This window comes from Shewanella sp. H8 (assembly GCF_040285065.1).
GTDB lineage: Bacteria > Pseudomonadota > Gammaproteobacteria > Enterobacterales > Shewanellaceae > Shewanella > Shewanella polaris.
Genome location: NZ_CP157213.1, coordinates 862,810 through 883,894, shown reverse-complemented (window position 1 = coordinate 883,894; position 21,085 = coordinate 862,810). Strand labels below are relative to the sequence as shown.

At 40.0% G+C, this 21,085-nt stretch carries 20 protein-coding genes; 16 read left to right on the top strand and 4 right to left on the bottom strand.

The window, feature by feature from the left end; all coding sequences use genetic code 11:
* Positions 1-188 precede the first annotated feature (188 nt).
* A complete protein-coding gene (locus ABIS04_RS03785; RefSeq protein ID WP_350432672.1) occupies positions 189-689 on the bottom strand; it encodes a zinc ribbon-containing protein in 501 nt (166 codons plus the stop codon).
* Positions 690-809: 120 nt separating this feature from the next.
* Between ABIS04_RS03785 and leuS the strand changes: the two genes are divergently transcribed.
* The 14 genes from leuS (at position 810) to lipA (ending at position 15,139) form a co-directional block, all read left to right on the top strand.
* On the top strand, positions 810-3,401 hold the full coding sequence (gene leuS, locus ABIS04_RS03780; protein WP_350432671.1) for a leucine--tRNA ligase: 2,592 nt from the start codon (positions 810-812) through the stop codon (positions 3,399-3,401).
* A gap of 150 nt (positions 3,402-3,551) precedes the next feature.
* Positions 3,552-4,046 (top strand): LPS assembly lipoprotein LptE, encoded by a 495-nt coding sequence (gene lptE, locus ABIS04_RS03775; protein ID WP_140233424.1) that lies wholly within the window; start codon positions 3,552-3,554, stop codon positions 4,044-4,046.
* Positions 4,046-5,080: a DNA polymerase III subunit delta gene (gene holA, locus ABIS04_RS03770; protein ID WP_350432670.1), complete on the top strand. Its 1,035-nt coding sequence runs from the start codon at positions 4,046-4,048 to the stop codon at positions 5,078-5,080. The genes lptE and holA overlap by 1 nt, the downstream gene beginning before the upstream one ends.
* Positions 5,081-5,101: 21 nt before the next feature.
* On the top strand, positions 5,102-5,737 hold the full coding sequence (gene nadD / locus ABIS04_RS03765) for a nicotinate-nucleotide adenylyltransferase (protein ID WP_140233422.1): 636 nt from the start codon (positions 5,102-5,104) through the stop codon (positions 5,735-5,737).
* Between the two features lie 161 nt (positions 5,738-5,898).
* The gene (gene rsfS / locus ABIS04_RS03760; RefSeq protein ID WP_140233421.1) at positions 5,899-6,228 is read left to right on the top strand and encodes a ribosome silencing factor; all 330 of its coding nucleotides are present in this window, start codon (positions 5,899-5,901) and stop codon (positions 6,226-6,228) included.
* On the top strand, positions 6,228-6,698 hold the full coding sequence (gene rlmH, locus ABIS04_RS03755) for a 23S rRNA (pseudouridine(1915)-N(3))-methyltransferase RlmH (protein WP_137222709.1): 471 nt from the start codon (positions 6,228-6,230) through the stop codon (positions 6,696-6,698). Before rsfS ends, rlmH begins: the two co-directional genes overlap by 1 nt.
* A 129-nt stretch (positions 6,699-6,827) precedes the next feature.
* Positions 6,828-8,684, top strand: coding sequence for a penicillin-binding protein 2 (gene mrdA / locus ABIS04_RS03750; RefSeq protein ID WP_350432669.1), 1,857 nt, complete (start codon positions 6,828-6,830; stop codon positions 8,682-8,684).
* Entirely contained in the window at positions 8,666-9,787 is a 1,122-nt protein-coding gene (gene rodA, locus ABIS04_RS03745) for a rod shape-determining protein RodA (RefSeq protein ID WP_167495979.1), read from the top strand. Before mrdA ends, rodA begins: the two co-directional genes overlap by 19 nt.
* A gap of 14 nt (positions 9,788-9,801) precedes the next feature.
* Positions 9,802-10,815 (top strand): lytic murein transglycosylase B, encoded by a 1,014-nt coding sequence (gene mltB / locus ABIS04_RS03740; protein WP_350432668.1) that lies wholly within the window; start codon positions 9,802-9,804, stop codon positions 10,813-10,815.
* Positions 10,805-11,617: a septal ring lytic transglycosylase RlpA family protein gene (locus tag ABIS04_RS03735; protein WP_140233418.1), complete on the top strand. Its 813-nt coding sequence runs from the start codon at positions 10,805-10,807 to the stop codon at positions 11,615-11,617. The genes mltB and ABIS04_RS03735 overlap by 11 nt, the downstream gene beginning before the upstream one ends.
* Positions 11,618-11,787: 170 nt before the next feature.
* Positions 11,788-12,999 carry a serine hydrolase gene (locus ABIS04_RS03730; RefSeq protein WP_350432667.1) on the top strand — a complete coding sequence of 404 codons (1,212 nt, stop codon included), beginning with the start codon at positions 11,788-11,790 and terminating at the stop codon, positions 12,997-12,999.
* A 156-nt stretch (positions 13,000-13,155) separates the two neighbouring features.
* Positions 13,156-13,422, top strand: a complete 267-nt coding sequence (gene ybeD / locus ABIS04_RS03725) for a DUF493 family protein YbeD (protein ID WP_137222718.1) — start codon at positions 13,156-13,158, stop codon at positions 13,420-13,422.
* A gap of 101 nt (positions 13,423-13,523) precedes the next feature.
* Complete coding sequence (lipB, locus tag ABIS04_RS03720) at positions 13,524-14,174, top strand: lipoyl(octanoyl) transferase LipB (RefSeq protein WP_137222720.1); 651 nt, start codon at positions 13,524-13,526, stop codon at positions 14,172-14,174.
* A complete protein-coding gene (lipA, locus tag ABIS04_RS03715; RefSeq protein WP_137222722.1) occupies positions 14,174-15,139 on the top strand; it encodes a lipoyl synthase in 966 nt (321 codons plus the stop codon). Before lipB ends, lipA begins: the two co-directional genes overlap by 1 nt.
* A 76-nt stretch (positions 15,140-15,215) precedes the next feature.
* On the opposite strand, the gene rimI is transcribed toward lipA, so the two are convergent.
* The 3 genes from rimI to ABIS04_RS03700 all read right to left on the bottom strand — a co-directional run bounded on the left by rimI (position 15,216) and on the right by ABIS04_RS03700 (position 17,094).
* Positions 15,216-15,689 (bottom strand): ribosomal protein S18-alanine N-acetyltransferase, encoded by a 474-nt coding sequence (gene rimI / locus ABIS04_RS03710; protein WP_371833615.1) that lies wholly within the window; start codon positions 15,687-15,689, stop codon positions 15,216-15,218.
* Positions 15,661-16,032 carry a DNA polymerase III subunit psi gene (locus tag ABIS04_RS03705; RefSeq protein WP_350432666.1) on the bottom strand — a complete coding sequence of 124 codons (372 nt, stop codon included), beginning with the start codon at positions 16,030-16,032 and terminating at the stop codon, positions 15,661-15,663. The genes rimI and ABIS04_RS03705 overlap by 29 nt, the downstream gene beginning before the upstream one ends.
* A gap of 156 nt (positions 16,033-16,188) precedes the next feature.
* Positions 16,189-17,094 carry a helix-turn-helix transcriptional regulator gene (locus ABIS04_RS03700; RefSeq protein WP_350432665.1) on the bottom strand — a complete coding sequence of 302 codons (906 nt, stop codon included), beginning with the start codon at positions 17,092-17,094 and terminating at the stop codon, positions 16,189-16,191.
* A 216-nt stretch (positions 17,095-17,310) separates the two neighbouring features.
* On the opposite strand from ABIS04_RS03700, the gene ABIS04_RS03695 reads away from it, so the two are divergent.
* Positions 17,311-18,669 carry a sigma 54-interacting transcriptional regulator gene (locus tag ABIS04_RS03695; RefSeq protein WP_350432664.1) on the top strand — a complete coding sequence of 453 codons (1,359 nt, stop codon included), beginning with the start codon at positions 17,311-17,313 and terminating at the stop codon, positions 18,667-18,669.
* A 374-nt stretch (positions 18,670-19,043) separates the two neighbouring features.
* Positions 19,044-21,083 carry a TonB-dependent receptor gene (locus ABIS04_RS03690; RefSeq protein ID WP_350432663.1) on the top strand — a complete coding sequence of 680 codons (2,040 nt, stop codon included), beginning with the start codon at positions 19,044-19,046 and terminating at the stop codon, positions 21,081-21,083.
* Positions 21,084-21,085: the final 2 nt, after the last annotated feature.

The window sequence follows — 21,085 nt, the reverse complement described above, 5'->3', positions numbered from 1 at the left end:
CGAAAAGTACTTTAGCGGATTTTAACTGAGTATTTAAAAATCAATTCTACTAATTTTTCTGTAAAATTAACGCTCCCCCCTGTAGAAAGTGGCATATAACAAAATAATCGGTAACAGAAGCGTTAGCTGCTATTACCGAAAATATGATTGTTACCCTAAATATATTTACCAAGTAACATGTTAATGAATTATGGTGTTAATGGCTCCCGTGTAAATTCATTAAAATCACACTTAGGACAATTTGGTATCACTCCAGGAAAATTAATTTCCATTTGATGACCACATTTATTACACGTCAACTTACCTTGGTTAATAATTTCTCCCGATTTATAGACGCCATTATTTTTGAAATCTTGTAATATCTCGTGCCACTCCACTTGGCTACGATCCGTTATCTCGCTCAACCACTGCCATAATGTGTTTTCAATCCCAATGACCATAGGGCTATAACTCAAATCATCGGCATGTTCATCATTTAAGTAGGCTTCAATGTCACGCTTTAAAAATTCTTCTACTAATGCGAGCTCTTCATCATCGGCATGCGATTTAAGTTTTATGAACTCCTTCCCTTTAGTCACCGCTTTAAATAAATCCTTAGCAGTTAATGAGTTATCTTCTTCAAACATGGCCTTAACCTGTTCGAATAGTGACTTATATAAGGCTAATAGTGCTGAACTTTTTCCACTCATAGGTAATACTCCTTAATACGCACCTTTTTAATACATCACTTCTAGTTTATTCTATGCAGTTATAAATCTCGCTGTTGAGCGTTAGATCAAACAATAGGCGGCATAGCCGGAAATAGATTGATGCAAGAACAATATAATCCATCAGAAATTGAAGCCTTAGTGCAAAAGCACTGGCATGAACATAAAACCTTTGAAGTCACTGAAGATGAAAGCAAAGAGAAATTCTATTGTCTTTCAATGTTTCCGTATCCTTCAGGTCGTCTCCACATGGGCCACGTTCGTAACTACACAATAGGCGATGTAGTGGCACGATATCAACGTTTGCAAGGTAAAAATGTTTTGCAACCGATTGGTTGGGACTCATTTGGCCTGCCAGCAGAAAATGCGGCAATCAATAACAAGACGTCTCCAGCACCTTGGACATACGAAAACATCGATTACATGAAGAACCAACTTAAGTTATTAGGATTTGGTTATGACTGGAGTCGTGAAATCGCTACCTGCACCCCTGAGTACTACCGTTGGGAACAATGGTTCTTTACTCAGTTGTATGCCAAAGGTTTAGTGTACAAAAAAACTTCATCTGTAAACTGGTGTCCAAACGATGAAACTGTACTCGCAAACGAGCAAGTACAAGATGGTTGTTGCTGGCGCTGTGATACTCCAGTTATTCAAAAAGAAATTCCTCAGTGGTTTATTAAAATCACCGATTACGCTGAAGAATTACTTAACGACATCGACACGTTAGATGGCTGGCCTGAACAGGTTAAAGCCATGCAACGTAACTGGATTGGACGCAGTGAAGGCATTGAAATGACCTTTACTGTTGCAGACAGTGATGCCTCGTTTGATATCTACACCACTCGTCCGGATACCTTAATGGGTGTTACTTATGTTGCTATTGCAGCTGGTCACCCATTAGCTGAACAGTCTGCGCTGAACAATCCTGAATTAGCAGCATTTTTAGAAGAATGTAAAAATGCTGACACCACTGAAGCCGCCATGGCTTCTATGGAGAAAAAAGGCGTCGCAACTGGCTTACAGGCTATTCATCCTATTTCGGGCAAACTGGTACCTATTTGGGTCGCTAACTTTGTATTGATGAATTACGGCACTGGCGCGGTAATGTCAGTTCCAGCTCATGACCAACGTGATTATGAATTTGCGACTAAGTACAACCTTGCCATTGAAGCTGTCATTAAGCCGCTAGATAGCGAAGTAGATGTCAGCAAAGAAGCCTACACCGAAAAAGGTGTGGTGTTTAATTCGGGCGAAGCATTCCCAGAGTTAGATGGTTTAGATTTTCAAGCAGCTTTTGAAGCTATTGATGCTAGATTAACCGCAGAAGGTAAAGGCAAACGCCAAGTCAATTATCGTTTACGCGACTGGGGTGTGTCTCGTCAGCGTTATTGGGGCGCACCAATTCCAATGGTTACCCTTGCTGATGGTACTGTTGTACCTACGCCAGAAGATCAGCTGCCAGTTATTTTGCCAGAAGATGTGGTAATGGACGGTATCCAAAGCCCAATTAAAGCCGATAAGGCTTGGGCCGAAACCACAGTCAATGGCCAGCCAGCAACTCGCGAAACAGATACCTTTGATACCTTTATGGAATCGTCTTGGTACTATGCGCGTTACTGTAGCCCTCATGCAGACGAAATGTTAGATCCAGCTAAAGCGAACTACTGGTTACCAGTAGATCAGTACATTGGCGGTATCGAACATGCTTGTATGCATTTGTTGTATTTCCGCTTCTTCCATAAGTTGCTGCGTGATGCTGGCTTGGTCAACAGTGATGAGCCTGCAAAGCAATTGCTGACTCAAGGCATGGTATTAGCAGACGCTTACTACTACACCAACGAAAAAGGCGCCCGTGTTTGGGTATCTCCTTTAGAAGTGACTGTGGTAGAAAAAGACGACAAAGGTCGTGTGATTAAAGCAGAAGATAATCAAGGTCATGAACTGGTTTATACCGGCATGAGCAAGATGTCTAAATCGAAAAATAACGGTATAGACCCGCAAGTCATGGTTGAAAAATACGGTGCTGACACCGTACGTTTATTCATGATGTTTGCCTCGCCACCAGAATTAACCTTGGAATGGCAAGAGTCTGGCGTTGAAGGAGCACATCGCTTCATTAAGCGCTTCTGGAAATTGGCTAGCGATCATGTTGCTGCAGGTAAAACTGAAGCATTGGATATCAGCAAACTAAACGCCAATCAAAAAGCTTTACGCCGTGAATTACATAAGACAATCGCAAAAGTCAGTGATGATATTGCGCGACGTCAAATGTTTAACACCGCAGTTGCTTCAGTAATGGAACTCATGAACCATTTGCTAAAAGCACCACAAGAAACCGCTCAAGACCGTGCATTACTTGACGAAGCTTTGTCTGCCGTGACACGTTTGCTTTACCCTATTGTTCCACACATGACATTTACGTTATGGCATGAATTGGGTAACGAAGGCAATATCGAAGACAGTCGTTGGCCAGAGGTTGATGAATCTGCTTTAGTTGAAGACAGCAAACTGATTGTGGTTCAAGTTAACGGTAAAGTACGTGCAAAAATCACTGTTGCTGCCGATGCATCAAAAGAAGATGTGGAAGCATTAGGCATGAGTGATGAACATGTACAAAAACACACTGAAGGGTTAACGATTCGTAAAGTAATTTACGTACCCGGTAAACTCCTCAGTATTGTGGCCAACTAAGTCAAACTTAAGTGCGATATAAAACAAGTTAGCTTTATATCGCATTAAGCCTTAACATTTAGCAATGACATAACTTACCGCGGATGACAAACTCTTCGGTAAGTTATTTATTTTTATCGATGCGAACCAACAAGGATGCCTACCCTCACTATGCTAGCCAAAAAGATTTGCTTGGCAATAATGACATTGGTAATACTCACCAGTGCTGGTTGCGGCTTTAAACTTCAACGTAGTTACTCCATTCCCGCTGAGTTAAATGAGTTACATCTAAGCAGCAACGATGAATACAGCGAATTAACTCGCCTAGTGCGTGACAGACTGCGCATCAACCGTATTAGCCTTGTCGATGCCACGGATAAAACACCAACTTTACGATTAATCAATGACTCGCTTGAGCGCGCTACGCTGTCATTGTATCCAACTGGAAATGTCGCAGAATATGAACTTATCTACTTAGTGCATTATTCAGTTACATTACCTGAAGAAGAACCGCAAGAATTTGATACTGAAATTCGCCGCGACTATCAAGACGATCCACGTACCGCATTAGCAAAAAGTCGTGAAATGGAATTGTTACTTAAAGAAATGCGCATTCAAGCAGCCGATTACATTATCCAAACTCTGGCGTCAATCGGGGCAGAGTAATGCGGGTTTATCCGGATCAGCTCAAACAGCATCTTAAACAGCTCCCTCAATGTGTTCTATTGTTTGGCGATGACCCTTGGTTAATCGAAAACAGCAAACAGCTCATTCTCAATGCTGCTAAAAAACAAGGGTTTGAAGAACGGGTACAATTAAATCAAGAAACAGGATTTAATTGGGGCGATTTGATCCAAGAATGGCAAGCGATGAGCTTATTTTCCAGTCGACGCATTATTGAATTAACCCTGCCACAAGCTAAACCAGCAATGGAAGGAGCCTCAGCATTTCAAACTCTGTTGCAACATCCTAATCCAGATATGCTATTGATTGTTCAAGGACCAAAAGTCAGTGCAGAACAAACCAATAGCAAATGGTTTAAATCTCTTGATGCCAAAGGCATATATTTACCTTGTACCACCCCAGAAGGCAGCCAGTTTGAACGCTGGTTAAACAGCCGAATAACACATTATGAGCTCACGGTTCATCATGATGCTAAAGCCATGTTATTTACGTTATTTGAAGGTAATTTACTGGCAGCCGAACAAGCGATGCAATTATTACAATTACTCAGTCCTAAACAACATATTACGACTGAACAACTGAGTGAATATTTCGAAGACCAATCTCGGTTCAGCGTTTTTCAACTCTGTGATGCCATTTTAAGTAATCACCAAAAGCAAGCACAACACATGCTAGCGCAATTACAGGCCGAAGGCACCGCAATGCCAATTGTCATGTGGGCATTATTCAAAGAGATTAACTTACTACTCAGCCTAAAACTGGCTGTTCACAATGGTGAGCAACTCAGTAAATTATGGAGCCAACATCGAATTTGGGATAAACGTAAACCACTCTATCAGGCGGCAATAACACGATTGGATTTAGAACATATCGAACATATGCTCGCGTTTGCCTCTACGTTAGAATTAAATCTCAAACAAAAAGGGATTGATGATTGGGTTGGCATGAGCCATTTGTGCATTTTGTTTGATCCTCGAGCCCATAGCCGTTTAGCCCATATTGAATTATCTGACTAACGACCAAAATAAGGACAGCAAATGCGTATTGGTATTTTAGGCGGTACTTTCGATCCGATCCATTTAGGCCATATCAATCCCGCATTAGATGTAAAACAACAACTTAATTTAGACCAAGTTTGGTTAATGCCTAATCACATTCCACCTCATAAGAATACCACTGTGGTAAGTAGTCATCATCGGCTTGAAATGGTGAAATTAGTTTGCCAGCAATACCCACAATTTAAACTGTGCGATATTGAAATCAATCGCAATACCCCGTCTTACAGCGTTACAACACTCACTTTATTGGCACAACAGTATCCAAATGATGAATTCTTTTTCATTATGGGAATGGACTCATTTATTCAATTACCACTCTGGCATCAATGGCAATCCTTGTTTGCTCTGTGTCATATAGCTTTGTGTCAACGTCCAGGTTGGAGTATGGATACTCATTCAGAAATGACCAAACAGCTATTATTAAGACAGGCTACGCCCGACTACCTTAACTCACCGACGCATACGAAATATGGAAAAATATTTTGCATCAACAGTAAGTTAACAGATATATCATCTAGTGAAATACGCGAAATGTTAGCACAAGGTCTCGACACTAGTTCAGTATTAACGCCAGCCACCATAAATTATATTCACCAACATAAGCTCTACTGTTAATACTCAAATAAATCCAATCGTTAATCCAACCATTCATATTTTTGCTTAAGTCAGCACCAATGCCAAAATTAATTCTACTTTTGTTTAGCAGAGCTTAATTGCGCATCAACAGTGAATTTGAGTATAATACTCCGTTAATTTTTACTTATGGGGTACTTCGAGTGCAAGGCACCGAACTAAAAGATTTTGTTATCGACAAAATCGAAGATTTAAAAGCAAAAAACATTACTGTTTTAGATGTATCTAAGCAGTCAACCATCACCGATACTATGATCATTTGTACTGGTACATCAAAAACACACGTTCGTTCTATTGGTGAACACGTCATCGTGTCTGCAAAAGACGCCGGAGTACAACCTCTTGGGGTTGAAGGCCGTGACAGCAGTGAATGGGTATTAGTTGATTTAGGTTCAGTTATTTTGCATGTAATGCAAGAACAAACTCGTGAGTACTACGAGCTTGAAAAACTGTGGTCTGAACACAGCGCATAATGAAGCTACAGCTCATTGCCGTTGGCACCAAAATGCCCGATTGGGTAACCCGAGGCTTCGAAGAATACCAACGCCGTTTCCCTAGAGATATGGCTTTGGAACTCATCGAAATCCCAGCAGGGAAGCGCGGAAAAAATGCCGATATCGCCCGAATTTTACATAAGGAAGGCGAGTTAATGCTAGCGGCAGTAGCCAAAGGTAACCACATTGTCAGCTTAGACTTACCCGGCAAAAACTGGATAACTCCAGAACTTGCTGAGCAAATGACAAAGTGGCAACTCGATGGTAGAGATGTCAGCTTACTGATTGGTGGCCCAGAAGGACTTTCACCTGCTTGTAAAGAGGCTGCCAACCAAAGCTGGTGTTTATCAGCTCTCACCTTACCCCATCCTTTGGTTAGGGTTATTGTGGCAGAAAGTCTATACCGAGCTTGGAGTATCAACAATAACCATCCATATCACAGAGAATAAACTCAGTCGCATGAATAGCTAAACTTACCGATAATGATTATCATGCAACTCTTTTTTTCATATTCATCAGCTGATACAGTGACTTTTTATAATCCAACCTTTAATTGGGCAACGACGGGGATAGCATAAGTGCCGCCAAGAAAGCGCATTACCATGCATGATCACGCCGCAGAGGCAGCGTTATTTAAACGCCGTGCATTGTTCACTTTTGTCTGCGTATTCTTACTACTGTGTATATTATTTTCGAATCTTTATCACCTGCAAATTGTCTCTTATAAAGACTATGAAACTCGTTCGAATGACAACCGTATTCGTGTCGTCCCTACTGCGCCCAGCCGTGGCTTGATTTATGACCGCAATGGGGTGTTATTAGCCGAAAATCAGCCTTATTATTCTTTAGAACTTATTCCCGAAAGAGTCAGTGATATTACCGCTACCCTCGATGAGCTTAATACCCTCATTGAACTCTCTGAAGATGAGCGTGAAAGTATCACTGAAACCTTAAAGTTTCATCGTCGGTTTAAGCCATTAACCATTAAAAGTAAATTAACCGAAGAACAAGTGGCTATTTTTAGTGTTAATCAATATAAATTCCCAGGGATTTATGTTGAAGCGGGTCTTAAACGTCGCTATCCCTATAATGATTTAATGACCCATGTGTTGGGATATGTCGGTAAAATTAATAGCCGAGATAAAGGCTTGCTTGAAAAAAGCGGCAACTGGAAAAACTATGCTGCAACCAAAGACATTGGCAAGCTCGGGATCGAAAAGTTTTATGAAAGCCTGCTCCACGGTATGCCTGGTCATCTCGAAGAAGAGGTCAATAACCGTGGCAGAGTGATCCGTACCCTCAAAGTTACCCTACCGACACCGGGACAAGATATATATCTCACACTGGATCTGAAATTACAGCAAAAAGCCATGGAACTACTTGATGGTCGGCGCGGATCTGTTGTAGCTATCGACCCTAGAGATGGTGGCGTATTAGCGATGGTGTCAAGTCCAACATATGACCCAAATCCGTTTGTCCACGGCATTAGCTCAAAAGCTTATAATGAACTATTAAATGATAAATCACGGCCATTAATCAATCGTGCAACCCAAGGGCAATACTCCCCAGCATCCACTATCAAGCCTCACGTAGCGTTACTTGGTTTAGAAGAAAAAATCATTGACGAACGCACCCGAATTTGGGACCCGGGTTATTGGCAAATGCCAGGAGTAGATCGCAAATGGGGCGATTGGAAAAAATGGGGCCATGGTTGGGTTGATATTTATCATGCCATTGTCGATTCCTGTGACATTTTCTTTTATGACCTCGTCTATAAAGTTGGCATTGATAGAATGGCAATCTTTATGGACCGTTTTGGTTTTGGCAAAAGTACTGGTATTGATATTTTTGAAGAATCAGATGGCGTTATGCCATCTCGAGACTGGAAAAGAATGCGTTACAACCAACCTTGGTATAACGGTGATACTATTTCGGTAGGTATTGGCCAAGGTTACTGGACAACTACACCATTACAACTTACTAACGCGGTTACGATTATGGCAAACAAGGGCAAACGCTTTACGCCTCATCTATTAAAATCATTCAAAAATAATACCGTCAAAATTGATGTACCCATTGATGAGCAGCCACCAATAGAGCTCAAAGACCCTCACAACTGGGACATCATTAATGAAGCGATGCGTCAAACAGCTGATAAATCGCGCTTTACCGATGCCACTTATACCGCTGCAATGAAAACCGGTACGGCACAAGTATTTAGCGTCGGCAAAGATGAAAAGTATAATGCCAATACCATTGCAGAACACTTACGAGACAATGCACTCGTTGTTGCTTACGCACCTTATGAAAACCCTCGTATTGTATTAGCTGTTGTATTAGAAAATGCAGGCTGGGGTGGTAAAAATGCAGGTCCGCTAGCAAGAGCATTGCTCGATGAATATATTTTACGAGACGAATGGGCGGTAAAACCGTGAATCATCATCCATATCAAAAATCGTTTTGGCAAAAATTACACATAGACTTGCCATTACTGACGGGCATCTTATTGCTAATGGGATTTGGTCTTTTTGTGATCTATTCTGCCAGTGGTGAAGACCCCGCGATGATGGAACGCCAACTCGTGCGTATGACACTGTCACTGGGTGTCATGTTTTGTTTTGCCCAAATCAACCCCGAAATACTCAGACGCTGGGCATTTCCAATCTACCTAGCCGGAATTGCGTTACTCGTAGGTGTCGAACTATTTGGCACCATTAATAAAGGCGCACAACGTTGGCTAAATATCGGCTTTATGGAGTTTCAACCATCGGAACTCATTAAACTGGCTTTCCCTATCACCATGGCATGGTATATCAGTAAATTCCCACTGCCTCCCAAAAAGCGTTATCTAGCGGGTGGGGTCATTATCCTACTGATCCCAACATTACTGATAGCTAAGCAACCCGACCTAGGTACCTCTATTTTAGTGGCAGCGTCTGGTGTATTCGTGCTATTTCTCTCTGGCATGAGTTGGCTCATTGTGGGCGGCTTTGTTACTGCCATTTTAATCTTTCTACCCGTATTATGGTTTTTCTTGATGCACGATTATCAGCGCACTCGGGTATTAACACTGTTCAATCCTGAACAAGATCCTTTAGGCGCGGGTTATCATATTATCCAATCTAAAATTGCCATTGGCTCTGGTGGGTTATGGGGGAAAGGGTGGCTTGACGGCACTCAATCACAACTAGAGTTTTTACCAGAGCGCCATACCGACTTTATTTTTGCGGTAATCGGTGAAGAATTTGGTTTAATAGGTAGTTTAGTGTTACTGGCAATGTACTTATTTGTGATTGGCAGAGGGTTGATTATTGCATCTCGAGCACAAACCAGTTTTGCACGCTTATTAGCCGGTAGTATTACCCTAACATTTTTCGTCTATATTTTTGTCAATATTGGCATGGTATCAGGCATTTTGCCCGTAGTAGGTGTACCTTTGCCACTGATAAGTTATGGTGGAACCTCGATGCTGACCTTAATGACAGGCTTTGGTATCTTAATGAGCATTCACACCCACAGACGCTTTGTCGACAGATAGGACTAAGAATAACAATGACTAAAATAACCATTAAAATTCTCAGTTTTGCATTATTCATCAGTGCCTTTTTTGACGCCAATGCAATGACCGAAATAGACACTCAGGCCGCGAAAAAAGCATTTGTGGCTGCGCAAGTAAAACAAGGATTTAATCAACAACAAGTTGAACAATTCTTAGCATCATCTAATTTCGACCAAACGATTATTGACGCAATATCAAAACCTTGGGAAGCGAAACCTTGGTATCAATACTATCCGATTTTTTTAACCAATAAACGTCTGCAAAAAGGACTCGAGTTCTGGCAGGAAAATGAGCAGGCAATTACTGACGCGGCTGAAAAGTTTAATGTTGACCCGCAAATTATTGTGGCCATTATTGGTATTGAAACATTTTATGGTAGCTATCTAGGTAATTATCGCGTTAAAGATGCCTTGTACACCTTGGGCTTTTATTACCCACCGCGATCAACCTTCTTTCGCAGTGAATATGCCAACTTAATGTCTTTAATTACAGAAGAGAAACTCGATGCAAACACCTTAAAAGGTTCATATGCCGGCGCAATGGGTTACGGCCAATTTATTCCATCAAGTTACCGCCATTATGCGGTCGATTTTGATGGCGACGGTCGACGAGATTTGTTAACCAGTAAAGTCGATGCTATTGGCAGTGTCGCCAATTACTTTCATCAACATGGTTGGCAAAAAGGTCAGCCTGTCGCATTATTGCTTAATCACACATCAACCCAGGCGCCCAAAGCAAAAGTGTGGACTAAAGAAAAATTGCATTACAAGGTTTCTGACATTTTGAGTCCAAGCTTAAGCTTGGCCAATAACCAAGATATTGATGCATCACAAGCAGCTATGTTAATTAAACTCGACCAAGCAGAAAATGCTGAATATTGGCTAGGACTTAAAAACTTTTATGTGATCACTCGCTATAATCGTAGTCCATTGTACGCAATGGCGGTTTATCAGTTCAGTCAACAACTTAACGCTCATCATAAATCGGTAAATCAATATGGCCATTAATTACCGTTTCATCTTGTTAATCATTTTCAGCAGCATATTCCTTATAAGCTGTTCGTCTAATGACGCAAAGACATCTCCTTCTGGGAAAAAAAGTCGCTATCAAATGGCTAATGACCGCTATCCTGATGATGCGCCAGATGTCAGTTTGGTTAAAAATGCTCAACCCAAATATGAGCCTTATAGCAGACAAGGTAATCGTGATTACACGGTATTAGGTAAAAGCTATAAAGTGCTAGACAGTGGCAAGGGATTCAAAGAGCAAGGTAATGCATCATGGTATGGATCAAAGTTTCATGGTCATTTAACATCAAGTGGCGAAACTTACGACATGTACACTATGTCTGCGGCACATAAAAACTTACCGATACCAAGCTATGTCAAAGTCACCAATTTAGACAATAATAAGCAAATTATTGTCCGGGTAAATGACCGTGGACCGTTTCATCATGGCCGAGTGATAGACCTCTCTTATGCAGCGGCTTATCATTTAGGCATGCTCGCAAAAGGAACCGCAAAAGTAGCACTTGAGACCATTTATATTCCCTCTGCAGAAGCGCGAGCGATAAGCGACTTAACAGATAATGAGAATCACTTTATTCAAGTTGCTGCATCTCAAAACATATTAAGTATCAATATGCTGGCAAAGCAACTAGAAACTCAATATGCGGTGACCTCTCGCGTCACCTCGATAAATGGTATGCACAGATTGCAATTGGGTCCTATTCGACAAATCCATCTAACTAATGAATTGCTAGATCGTATTCAATCAAATGGCTATCCGCAGAGTTTTATCGTACCGTAAACAATAATATTACCCCTAAAGGGTTTCATTAAGGTTCATTTACATTGTATGAATGAACCTTAATGCGAAATGACTGCCTACTAATGTATAATCAAAAGATTGTATAATCGATAAAATTATACCGCTTAATTTTTGTCTTTTCTTCGACTAACAAGAGACGTGCTAACTTCATGATGACTTCCAAAACCGCTCAATTAACAACAATGCTGATAGCATCAGTTGTCTGTTTTTCTTCACTCGCAGCAACGCCACAACCAGATATACGTCCAACGCCAAATCGCGCCCCTATGGTGACACCAGATGCACCAAGTGTTGCAGCCAAAGCATACGTGCTCATGGATTATAATTCTGGCAGAATCATTGCCGAAGAAAATGCTTATGAGAGTTTAAACCCTGCAAGTCTAACCAAAATGATGACCAGTTATGTGATTGGTCATGAACTCCGTGTCGGTAATATTACGTTAGATGACGATGTCACCATTAGTAAAAATGCTTGGGCAAAAAATTTCCCTGATTCATCAAAAATGTTCATCGAAGTGGGTAAAACAGTCAAAGTTCACGATTTAAACCGCGGTATTATCATTCAATCAGGTAATGATGCTTGTGTAGCTATGGCTGAACATATTGCTGGAACAGAAGGTGCATTCGTTGATTTAATGAATTCATGGGCCAAGCAATTGGGCATGGAAGACAGCTACTTTGAAAACTCTCATGGTTTAGACTCAGAAAATCATAAAACCACCGCTTATGATATGGCGATACTCGCGGCAGCATTAATCCGAGATGTGCCTAACGAATACAAAGTTTATTCCGAAAAGTCATTTACTTATAACGGCATTAAGCAATATAACCGTAATGGATTATTATGGGATAAAAGCCTCAATGTTGATGGTATTAAAACTGGCCATACATCTGGCGCAGGTTACAACTTAGTCTCATCTGGTACTAGCGATGGCATGCGTCTTATTACAGTCGTCATGGGCACAGCAAGTGAATCAGCACGTAAGGCAGAAAGTAAAAAATTACTCAATTATGGTTTCCGTTTCTTTGAAACCATCACACCATACAAAGCTGGCGATACCTTTGTCACTCAAAAAATTTGGTATGGCGATAGAGAAACCGTTGATCTTGGTGTCATGACCGATACTCCTATTACCCTTAGTCGTGGTAAAGCAAAAGATTTACAAGCCAATTTTGAATTAACTAAACCATTAGCTGCTCCGCTAGCGAAAGGCGAAACTGTAGGCCGAGTATTTTTCCAACTTGATGGAAAAGACATCGCTCAGTTTCCACTCGTCACCTTGAATGAAGTTCAAGAAGGCGGTTGGTTCAGTAAGTTAATGGATTATTTCAAACAAATGTTCGCAAGTTGGTTTGAATAATTAAATAGATTTACTTGATTCACTAATTAATTTATTAGTGAATCAACTAATTAAAGCCGCCTAATCTGCGGCTTTAATTTTTTAAGATCTGTCAGACTTGAATCCGTTATAATAGCCACCATATTAGTAATATCAAACACAGAATCGAGTAAGCTAATGTTAAATACAACGTTTGACCAAGTAATGGAATTCCCTAGTGCATGCCTTTTTAAAGTGATTGGCGAAGCAGATGATACCTTAGCAGATCGTGTTGTTGCTGTTGCACAACAAATTACCCCGGGTGATTATGCTCCAACAGTTAAAGCATCGAGTAAAGGTCATTACAATTCAATCACAATCCGTATTACTGTGACCAGTAAAGAGCATATTGAAAAAGCGTATATAGATCTTGCCGCCATCGAAGGTGTAAAACGCGTACTGTAAGCGCCAAAAAGGGTCATCATTACTCATAAACTTGAGTATAATGCTCAACAATTAATTTATTAAGTGGATACACACCATTCATCTGGTGGGAGGCGTTGCCCTTGCAAGCACAAACACTGCACATTCGCCACCTTGGTATGCAGGACTATGAATCAACATGGCATGCAATGCAGCAATATACCGATACTCGCGATAGCGACAGCCAAGATGAACTTTGGATAGTTGAGCACCCACCAGTATTTACCCAAGGCCAGGCTGGCAAAAGCGAGCATATACTCAATCCAGGTGATATTCCGGTTATTCAAGTCGACCGAGGTGGTCAAGTTACCTATCACGGACCGGGACAATTAGTGGTTTATCCACTTATTGACATCAAACGTAATAAAATAGGTGTTCGTCAATTAGTGAACAATATTGAGCAAAGTATTGTTGATATGCTCGCCTATTTCGATATCAATGCGTATGCAAAAGCTGATGCTCCAGGTGTTTATGTTACAGAGCGAAAAATTGCTTCTTTAGGATTACGTATCCGCAAAGGTTGCTCTTTTCATGGCTTAGCATTAAATGTCGACATGGATTTAGCCCCGTTTCAACGTATCAATCCTTGCGGATATGCGGGTTTAGAAATGGTGCAATGTAAAGCATTAGGTGGACCCAAAACCGTGCTTGAAGCTGGCGATAAATTAATCCAAACCTTTAGCCAAATTATGGGCTATCAACAACTTGTACATCATCAAGGATTAGCAGAATAATGAATAGGCCTGAAAGATTACAACCAGGTGTCAAATTACGTGATGCCGAGAAAGTCGCCCGAATTCCTATAAAAGTCGTGCCATCAGAGCGCGCAACTATGCTGCGTAAACCAGATTGGTTGCGAGTTAAATTGCCTGCATCAAACCAACGCATTCTCGATATAAAAGCAGCATTACGTAAAAATGGATTACATTCGGTTTGTGAAGAGGCATCTTGCCCAAACTTAGCAGAATGTTTTAACCACGGCACGGCGACCTTTATGATCCTTGGAGCAATTTGCACCCGTCGCTGCCCATTCTGCGATGTAGCCCATGGCCGTCCACTAAAACCTGATGCTCAAGAGCCACAAAAGCTCGCACAAACCATTAGAGACATGAAACTAAAGTATGTTGTTATTACTTCAGTCGACCGTGATGATTTACGTGATGGTGGCGCACAACATTTTGCTGATTGTATTCGCGAAATACGTTTATTAAACCCAGAAATTAAGATTGAAACTCTGGTTCCTGATTTCCGTGGCCGTATCGATGCCGCTTTAGATATTTTAGCCACCGAGCCTCCTGATGTGTTTAACCACAACTTAGAGACAGCGCCAGCTCATTATCGTAAAGCACGTCCAGGCGCAAACTATCAATGGTCATTAGATTTGCTTAAACGCTTTAAAGAGCGTCACCCAACTATCCCGACTAAGTCTGGTTTAATGATGGGCTTAGGTGAAACTAACGAAGAGATCGCCGACGTACTACGAGATCTTCGCGCCCACAACGTAGAAATGCTAACACTGGGTCAATACTTACAACCGTCTAAATTCCACCTACCTGTTGAACGTTATGTTCCACCAGCTGAATTTGATGAATTGAAAGCATTAGCCGATGAACTTGGCTTTACCCATGCTGCCTGTGGTCCATTGGTTCGTTCAAGCTATCATGCAGATTTACAAGCACAGGGCAAAGAAGTTAAATAACTATCTTTACCTGCATAAAAAAACAGCGCAAATATAGCGCTGTTTTTTTATGCCTATAAATCTATCTTCTGCTAAATCAAACCAAAGACAAATCCATTAAAATGGCATCTTCATTACCACCTTCAGTAGCATAATAATTTTTACGTCGACCAGACTCAATAAAACCAACTTTCTCATACAATCCTTTCGCCACAATATTTGACTGTCGCACTTCTAACATCACCACCACGGCATCGGCTTGTTTAGCATCATCAAAAACCTGTCTTATAAGCAACAAACCAAGCCCTAACCCTTGGTGTGCAGGATCAATGCAGATATCAAGTAATGTCGCTTCATCGATAATTTGCTGCACCACTGCAAAACCCAATAACTGACTTTGTTGCTTCAAACCAATAATCCGATACAAGGGGCCAAAACAATCAGCTAAGCCCGCTTTAGACCAAGGGTGAGTGTGTGCCTTAGCTTCTATATTCGCCATATCAGGAACATCATCAAGCGTAAGATTGCCAATAGTGTACGATTCAGTGTTGTGCACGGGCACCCTCCGCATCGACATCAGATTTATTGATATGCAGTATTATCTGTTGCCACAGTTGACGTTTCTCATCCGGATGAGAGGATAAGTCACTGATAGGCGCACTAACAATCCAAGCGACACGAGGGCGAGTTTTAACTTTACGCATATCCCAAACAACCTGTGGACCTTTGATCATTTCACATTCAAACTCGCACTGATCAATGTCAATGTTCAATAAGCCCAGTACATCATTTAACAATGTTTGATCCGATAAATCAGCATCAAGATCATGCAGCACTAAATAAGGCTTTAACGGTTTATCGGCACAACGCCAGCGAGTAATATTCATCGCATCTAAAAAAACAGATTTATCCATCGCACTCTCAAAACAAGGACTCAGAGTAAGCATAACAGTTAAGTAAATAAGGTTGTGCTGTTATTTATCATGACGTAGTACAAAAATTAGATAATAAATGCATAGTAAAGACAATATTGTTAGGAATACATGGAGAGGAGTCTCTTAAAAATTGAATTACTGTCCATTCCAAATGATTTTTCCGCTTTCACCAAATTGATAACCTGTTAGCATATTGGCCAATTGTGCTGTTTGAGGTTGTTTTAACAACTCTAATAATGCTTGTAACTGACGCCTAAAAAAAATACTTTGCGACATAACAAAGTCAAATGACTCGGTGAGTTTGGGAATAAAATGCAAACCACTTTCAACAGCAACAGCTTGACAACCGAAGCCAATATCAGCATTTTTACGTGCTATATAACCCGCTAATTCGCGTTCTGACTGAGCCGTTGCACTAAACAATAACTCATCGGGATTAACATCTTGTTGCATCAACCAATGTTCTAAATGCCGCTGACTCCCGGCCCCTTTTTGGCGAGAAACCCAACGTAATGGTTGTTGCGATAGTTTGGCTTCGTCATCAAAAAATGATGCCATTTCTTGACGAACCATTAAGCCTTGTTGACGTTCAAAGCCGCTCACTAAAACCCACTGAGGGTGATTAGGAAAACTTTTAAGCAAAGAATACAAACTGTCTCTGTTACCTTGTTGATTTTCCCAGTGGATACTACAAACATCGGCATACCCCCGAGAGAGCAACTCCAAACCTAACGTCGATCCAGTGGCACTATAACTAATAATTTCTTGATGATTTCCTTTAGACATTAGCTGTGCAACCAACATAGAAATGAGTGGGTCATCACTACCAGTAATATGCATTCTGTCAGAAAGCATCCCACTATGGCATGAGTCCATCAACCATCTATCGATTAATACTTTAGGAAATAACCATTTACCCGTTACCTTAGTTGCAGGCAAAATTCGATGGTTTGCCATTGCATAAACTTTTTTCTCGTTTAAATCTAAATATTCAGCAACTTGTTTAGTGCTCATATAAACGATATTTGAATCAATTGGCATAGTATCCCTACAAGTAATTAGACCCAAAGTAATTCTGTTATTCTAAATTTTTTCGCTCTCTGCTACAAATAACCAATAAAATAATTTTACAGTTCTGTGGTCAATGTTCGATTTATGGAGCTTGTATTTAAAATCAGCTTTAGACATCATACTCATGTTCAATTTATGATTAAATATCAACAAAATATTAACGAATGAAGCAAATGGTAAATATCAATGAACAATAACAAATCACCTAGCTGTATTGCTGATGCTGCGGTATTAGTTATTGAACCCGACCTCAATGCTTGGCAAAAACTTGAACCCATTTTAAGGCTATACTTTGGTTTTGTTCAGCATACCAGCACAGCTGAACTGGCCAAGGTGAGCTTTCGACGATTTAATTTCAATTTAATCATTATCGACTCGACATTATTAAAAGATTTTCGGCAGGCTTTAGCAGATATCAAACAAATAAATACTCCCCATACCGTGCATAAAAATACTAGAGATGAGATTGCTGAATTGTGTTTTCCACTTAGCTTTATACTCACAAGTCGATCTAACGAACCAGAGTTAATTATTAAGGCTATGCGTATGGGGGCATGCGACTTTATAGCTAAACCATTGTTTAACAGTGATGTTGAGCGAGCCATTAGGCAATGGCAATTTCGTCTATCCCATCAAAAATTTCCAAATATTACTAACAATAAACAACATTCATTATTTATAGGAGAAAGCGGAATAATCCAAAACATAAGAAAAAACTTATATGAGATTAGCCTTAATAACCTTCCTTTACTTATTGAAGGAGAAGCTGGAACGGGGAAAAAACTCGCAATTAAACAGTTACAACTCTTTTCGACATCCAAAAGTCAGATGATTAATATTGATTGTCGTGATGCATCCCAGGTAGATTGGCATATACTTACAAGCCGCTGCACACAAGCCAAACTACACACCTTTTTAGTCATAACACATATTAATTTGCTTTCAATTACGGAGCAAATTCAATTATTACACCTTTTAAATAGTCCTGTATTGAAAAATAACTCTCTTATACGCCTTATTAGCTTAAGCCAATCATTATTATTAAATCAGGTAAAAAATCAGACATTTTTAGGTGATCTTTATTATCGAATTGCAGTGGTTAATATTAGTTTACCCCCGCTGTCTCAACACCCAGAAGATATTGTTACATTAGTAAAATTTTTCACTAATAAATTACTGATGGCTATGGGAGAAAACTATGGTCAAATTCTGTCTCGATTTCAAACTTGGCAAGCATCAGACTTTTTAAGCCTTACTGAACATAACTGGCTAAATAACACGCAAGAACTTAAAAATACTATAGAAAAATGTCTGCTACAGAACATAACCCCCCAACATTATTTTATGCAAACTCAGCTAAAAGAACTTGAACGAAAGCATAATGAACATGACTTCCCTATTGAATGGAGCCTCAAAGAAATTGAAAAAGCCCATATCCTTCGAGTCATGAATATTTACCAAGGTAATAGAATATTAACCGCAGAACACTTAGGCGTAGCTCGTAAAACCATCGATAGGAAAATAAAAGAATGGGGTCAGGATTAACCTTATAAATACCTATATATGCCAACTCGACTATCTTAATTTCATTTTTAACAATTTCATTTCCCCAAAGGACAATTTGTCCTTTTTTTTATTTTTCTTTTCCATTTACTGATATTTTGTTGCGTTGATTGTAATTCTTATTTGTCCATATTGAGTTCTGCTTGGCTCGTAGTAACAATGCACACATTTATATAGGTCTTAATCAAGACGTTGCTTATATCACTAGTAAGTTGCTTATATCACTAGTAAAGGGTTATTTACATCCTTTCTTCCTAAGTTAAAAACCATATAAAAATACCACGGATGGTGAGAATAGAATATGGAAGTCATAAATTTACGGGCTGATGTTAATCAATATTGAAGAGATGGAATCTATGATGACTAAAGTAAAAAAAACCAAAATTGCTATCGCAGTTTGCAGCTTGTTGACATGCCAAATAGCAATCGCCAGTGATGAAAGTGATGTATTTTCCTTAGGTGAAATTGTTGTATCCGGACAGACTGGTGTTAAAGATATTGCAATTAATAACACAATGACAGAAGACCAAATTGAATTGGTTGGTGCAAAAACGGTAGCTGATGCACTAGATTATATTCCTGGCGTTCATACGGCTCAGTCTAGTAAGGGCGAAAAATTTATAACAATTCAAGGGTTTGAGCAAGACAAAATATTAATCCTTCTGGATGGTGTGCCATATTATGAAACCAATTACGGTCAGTTAGATTTAAACCAAATCCCAGCAAGCATTATCGCAAAAATTGAAGTTACTAAAGGCGCGTCATCAGTACTGTATGGTCCAAATGGTATGGGTGGCGTAGTTAATATTATTACTAAAAAAGGTCAAGATGGAATAAGTGGCGACCTTGAAGCCTCACTAGGCCAAATGGGCCAAAATAATGAATCAGCATCAATTAGTCTGGGTAAAAATGGTTTTAGTTTATTTGCAACGGTAAACCACCGTGGCCGTGACTCCATGAGAATGTCTAATGACTATGAACCTGTACTTTCTGATGTAAAAGATAAGTATGGCGACTTACCGAAACAGATGATTGTAGAAGATGGCGATAAACGCGAAAACTCATCTTATGACTCCACTAACTTCTGGGTTCGTGGAGGATTCGCTAATGAAAATAGTGAGATTTTTGCCAGTGTGTTTAATCTTGATACCGAACGAGATCTTCCTTATAACACCCGCAACAACAAAGTTTTCAGCGACTTCAGTAGTTTTGCAAAAATTTCTGAATATAAAGACACTGGGGTTGATTTAAGTGGTCTGCACCGTATTAATGATTCACTCACTCTACGAGCATTAGCTTATTATCATATCCACGATGATAGTTATGATTCTTACGATACTCCTGAGCAATACGTAAAATTGGCTGTGAGTAGCTATAGTGATTATACCGGTGGTGGAGCTATTTTTGCCGATATGGACTTTACCGATTGGAATCGTTTAAGTGTATCTGTTAACTATAAAAATGATGTCCATAAGAAAAAAAATGTCGCTTATGTTGATCCTGATGAATCTCACGATTACGAACGTTCTCAATTAGATACGATTAGTTTTGCAGCTGAAGATACCATGACATTTGGCGCGCTCAATGTTGTTGCAGGCCTGGCCTGGCATAAACAAACTGTTGGTGAAGACCGCGGCATTGATGCAGACACAGATGAAGAAGATTCAGATACGTTTGACCCTAGCTTAGGTATGAGTTACACCTTTGATAATGCTGGGCTTGTTTATGGTTCAATTGCACAAAAAACTCGTTTTGCTACTTTTTCGGAAATGTTTGATGATACCGGTGCTCGTCATGACCTTAAACCTGAACGCAATACCAGTTATACATTAGGTTGGAAAAATGATCTTACCTATACTTGGTTAAACAATATTGATATTGGTCTATTTTATCATGATATTAGCGATAAAATTGTGGCTGTTTACCTCCCAGACCCAACAGATCCAGACTGGGATCTTGAGGTTAATCAAAATGTGGGAACATCTAAATTTTACGGTATAGAATTCAGCACGCTAAGCCAGTTATCAGAAAATATCAATTTATCACTCGATTACAGTTACACCCACGCACGCAATGAAAGTGAAGATCGTGAATCTGACTACTTCCGTGATATCCCTAAAAACTCATTGACTGCGATGTTAAATTGGCATCAACCCACGTTAGACATTGATAGTAATTTACGTGTTCGTTACCGTACGGATATTTTAATTGATGTTGATTCAGACGAATGGGAAAGCGATACATTAACTATTGATATGGGTGTTAAGAAAGCCTTTACACCGCAATTTTCTGCCTATGTAAATCTAAACAACATACTAGACGAATCGCACTACGAAGGATATGGCCAACCTAATGAAGGTCGCTCTTACGAAGTCGGCGTTAAATATCGTTTTTAAGG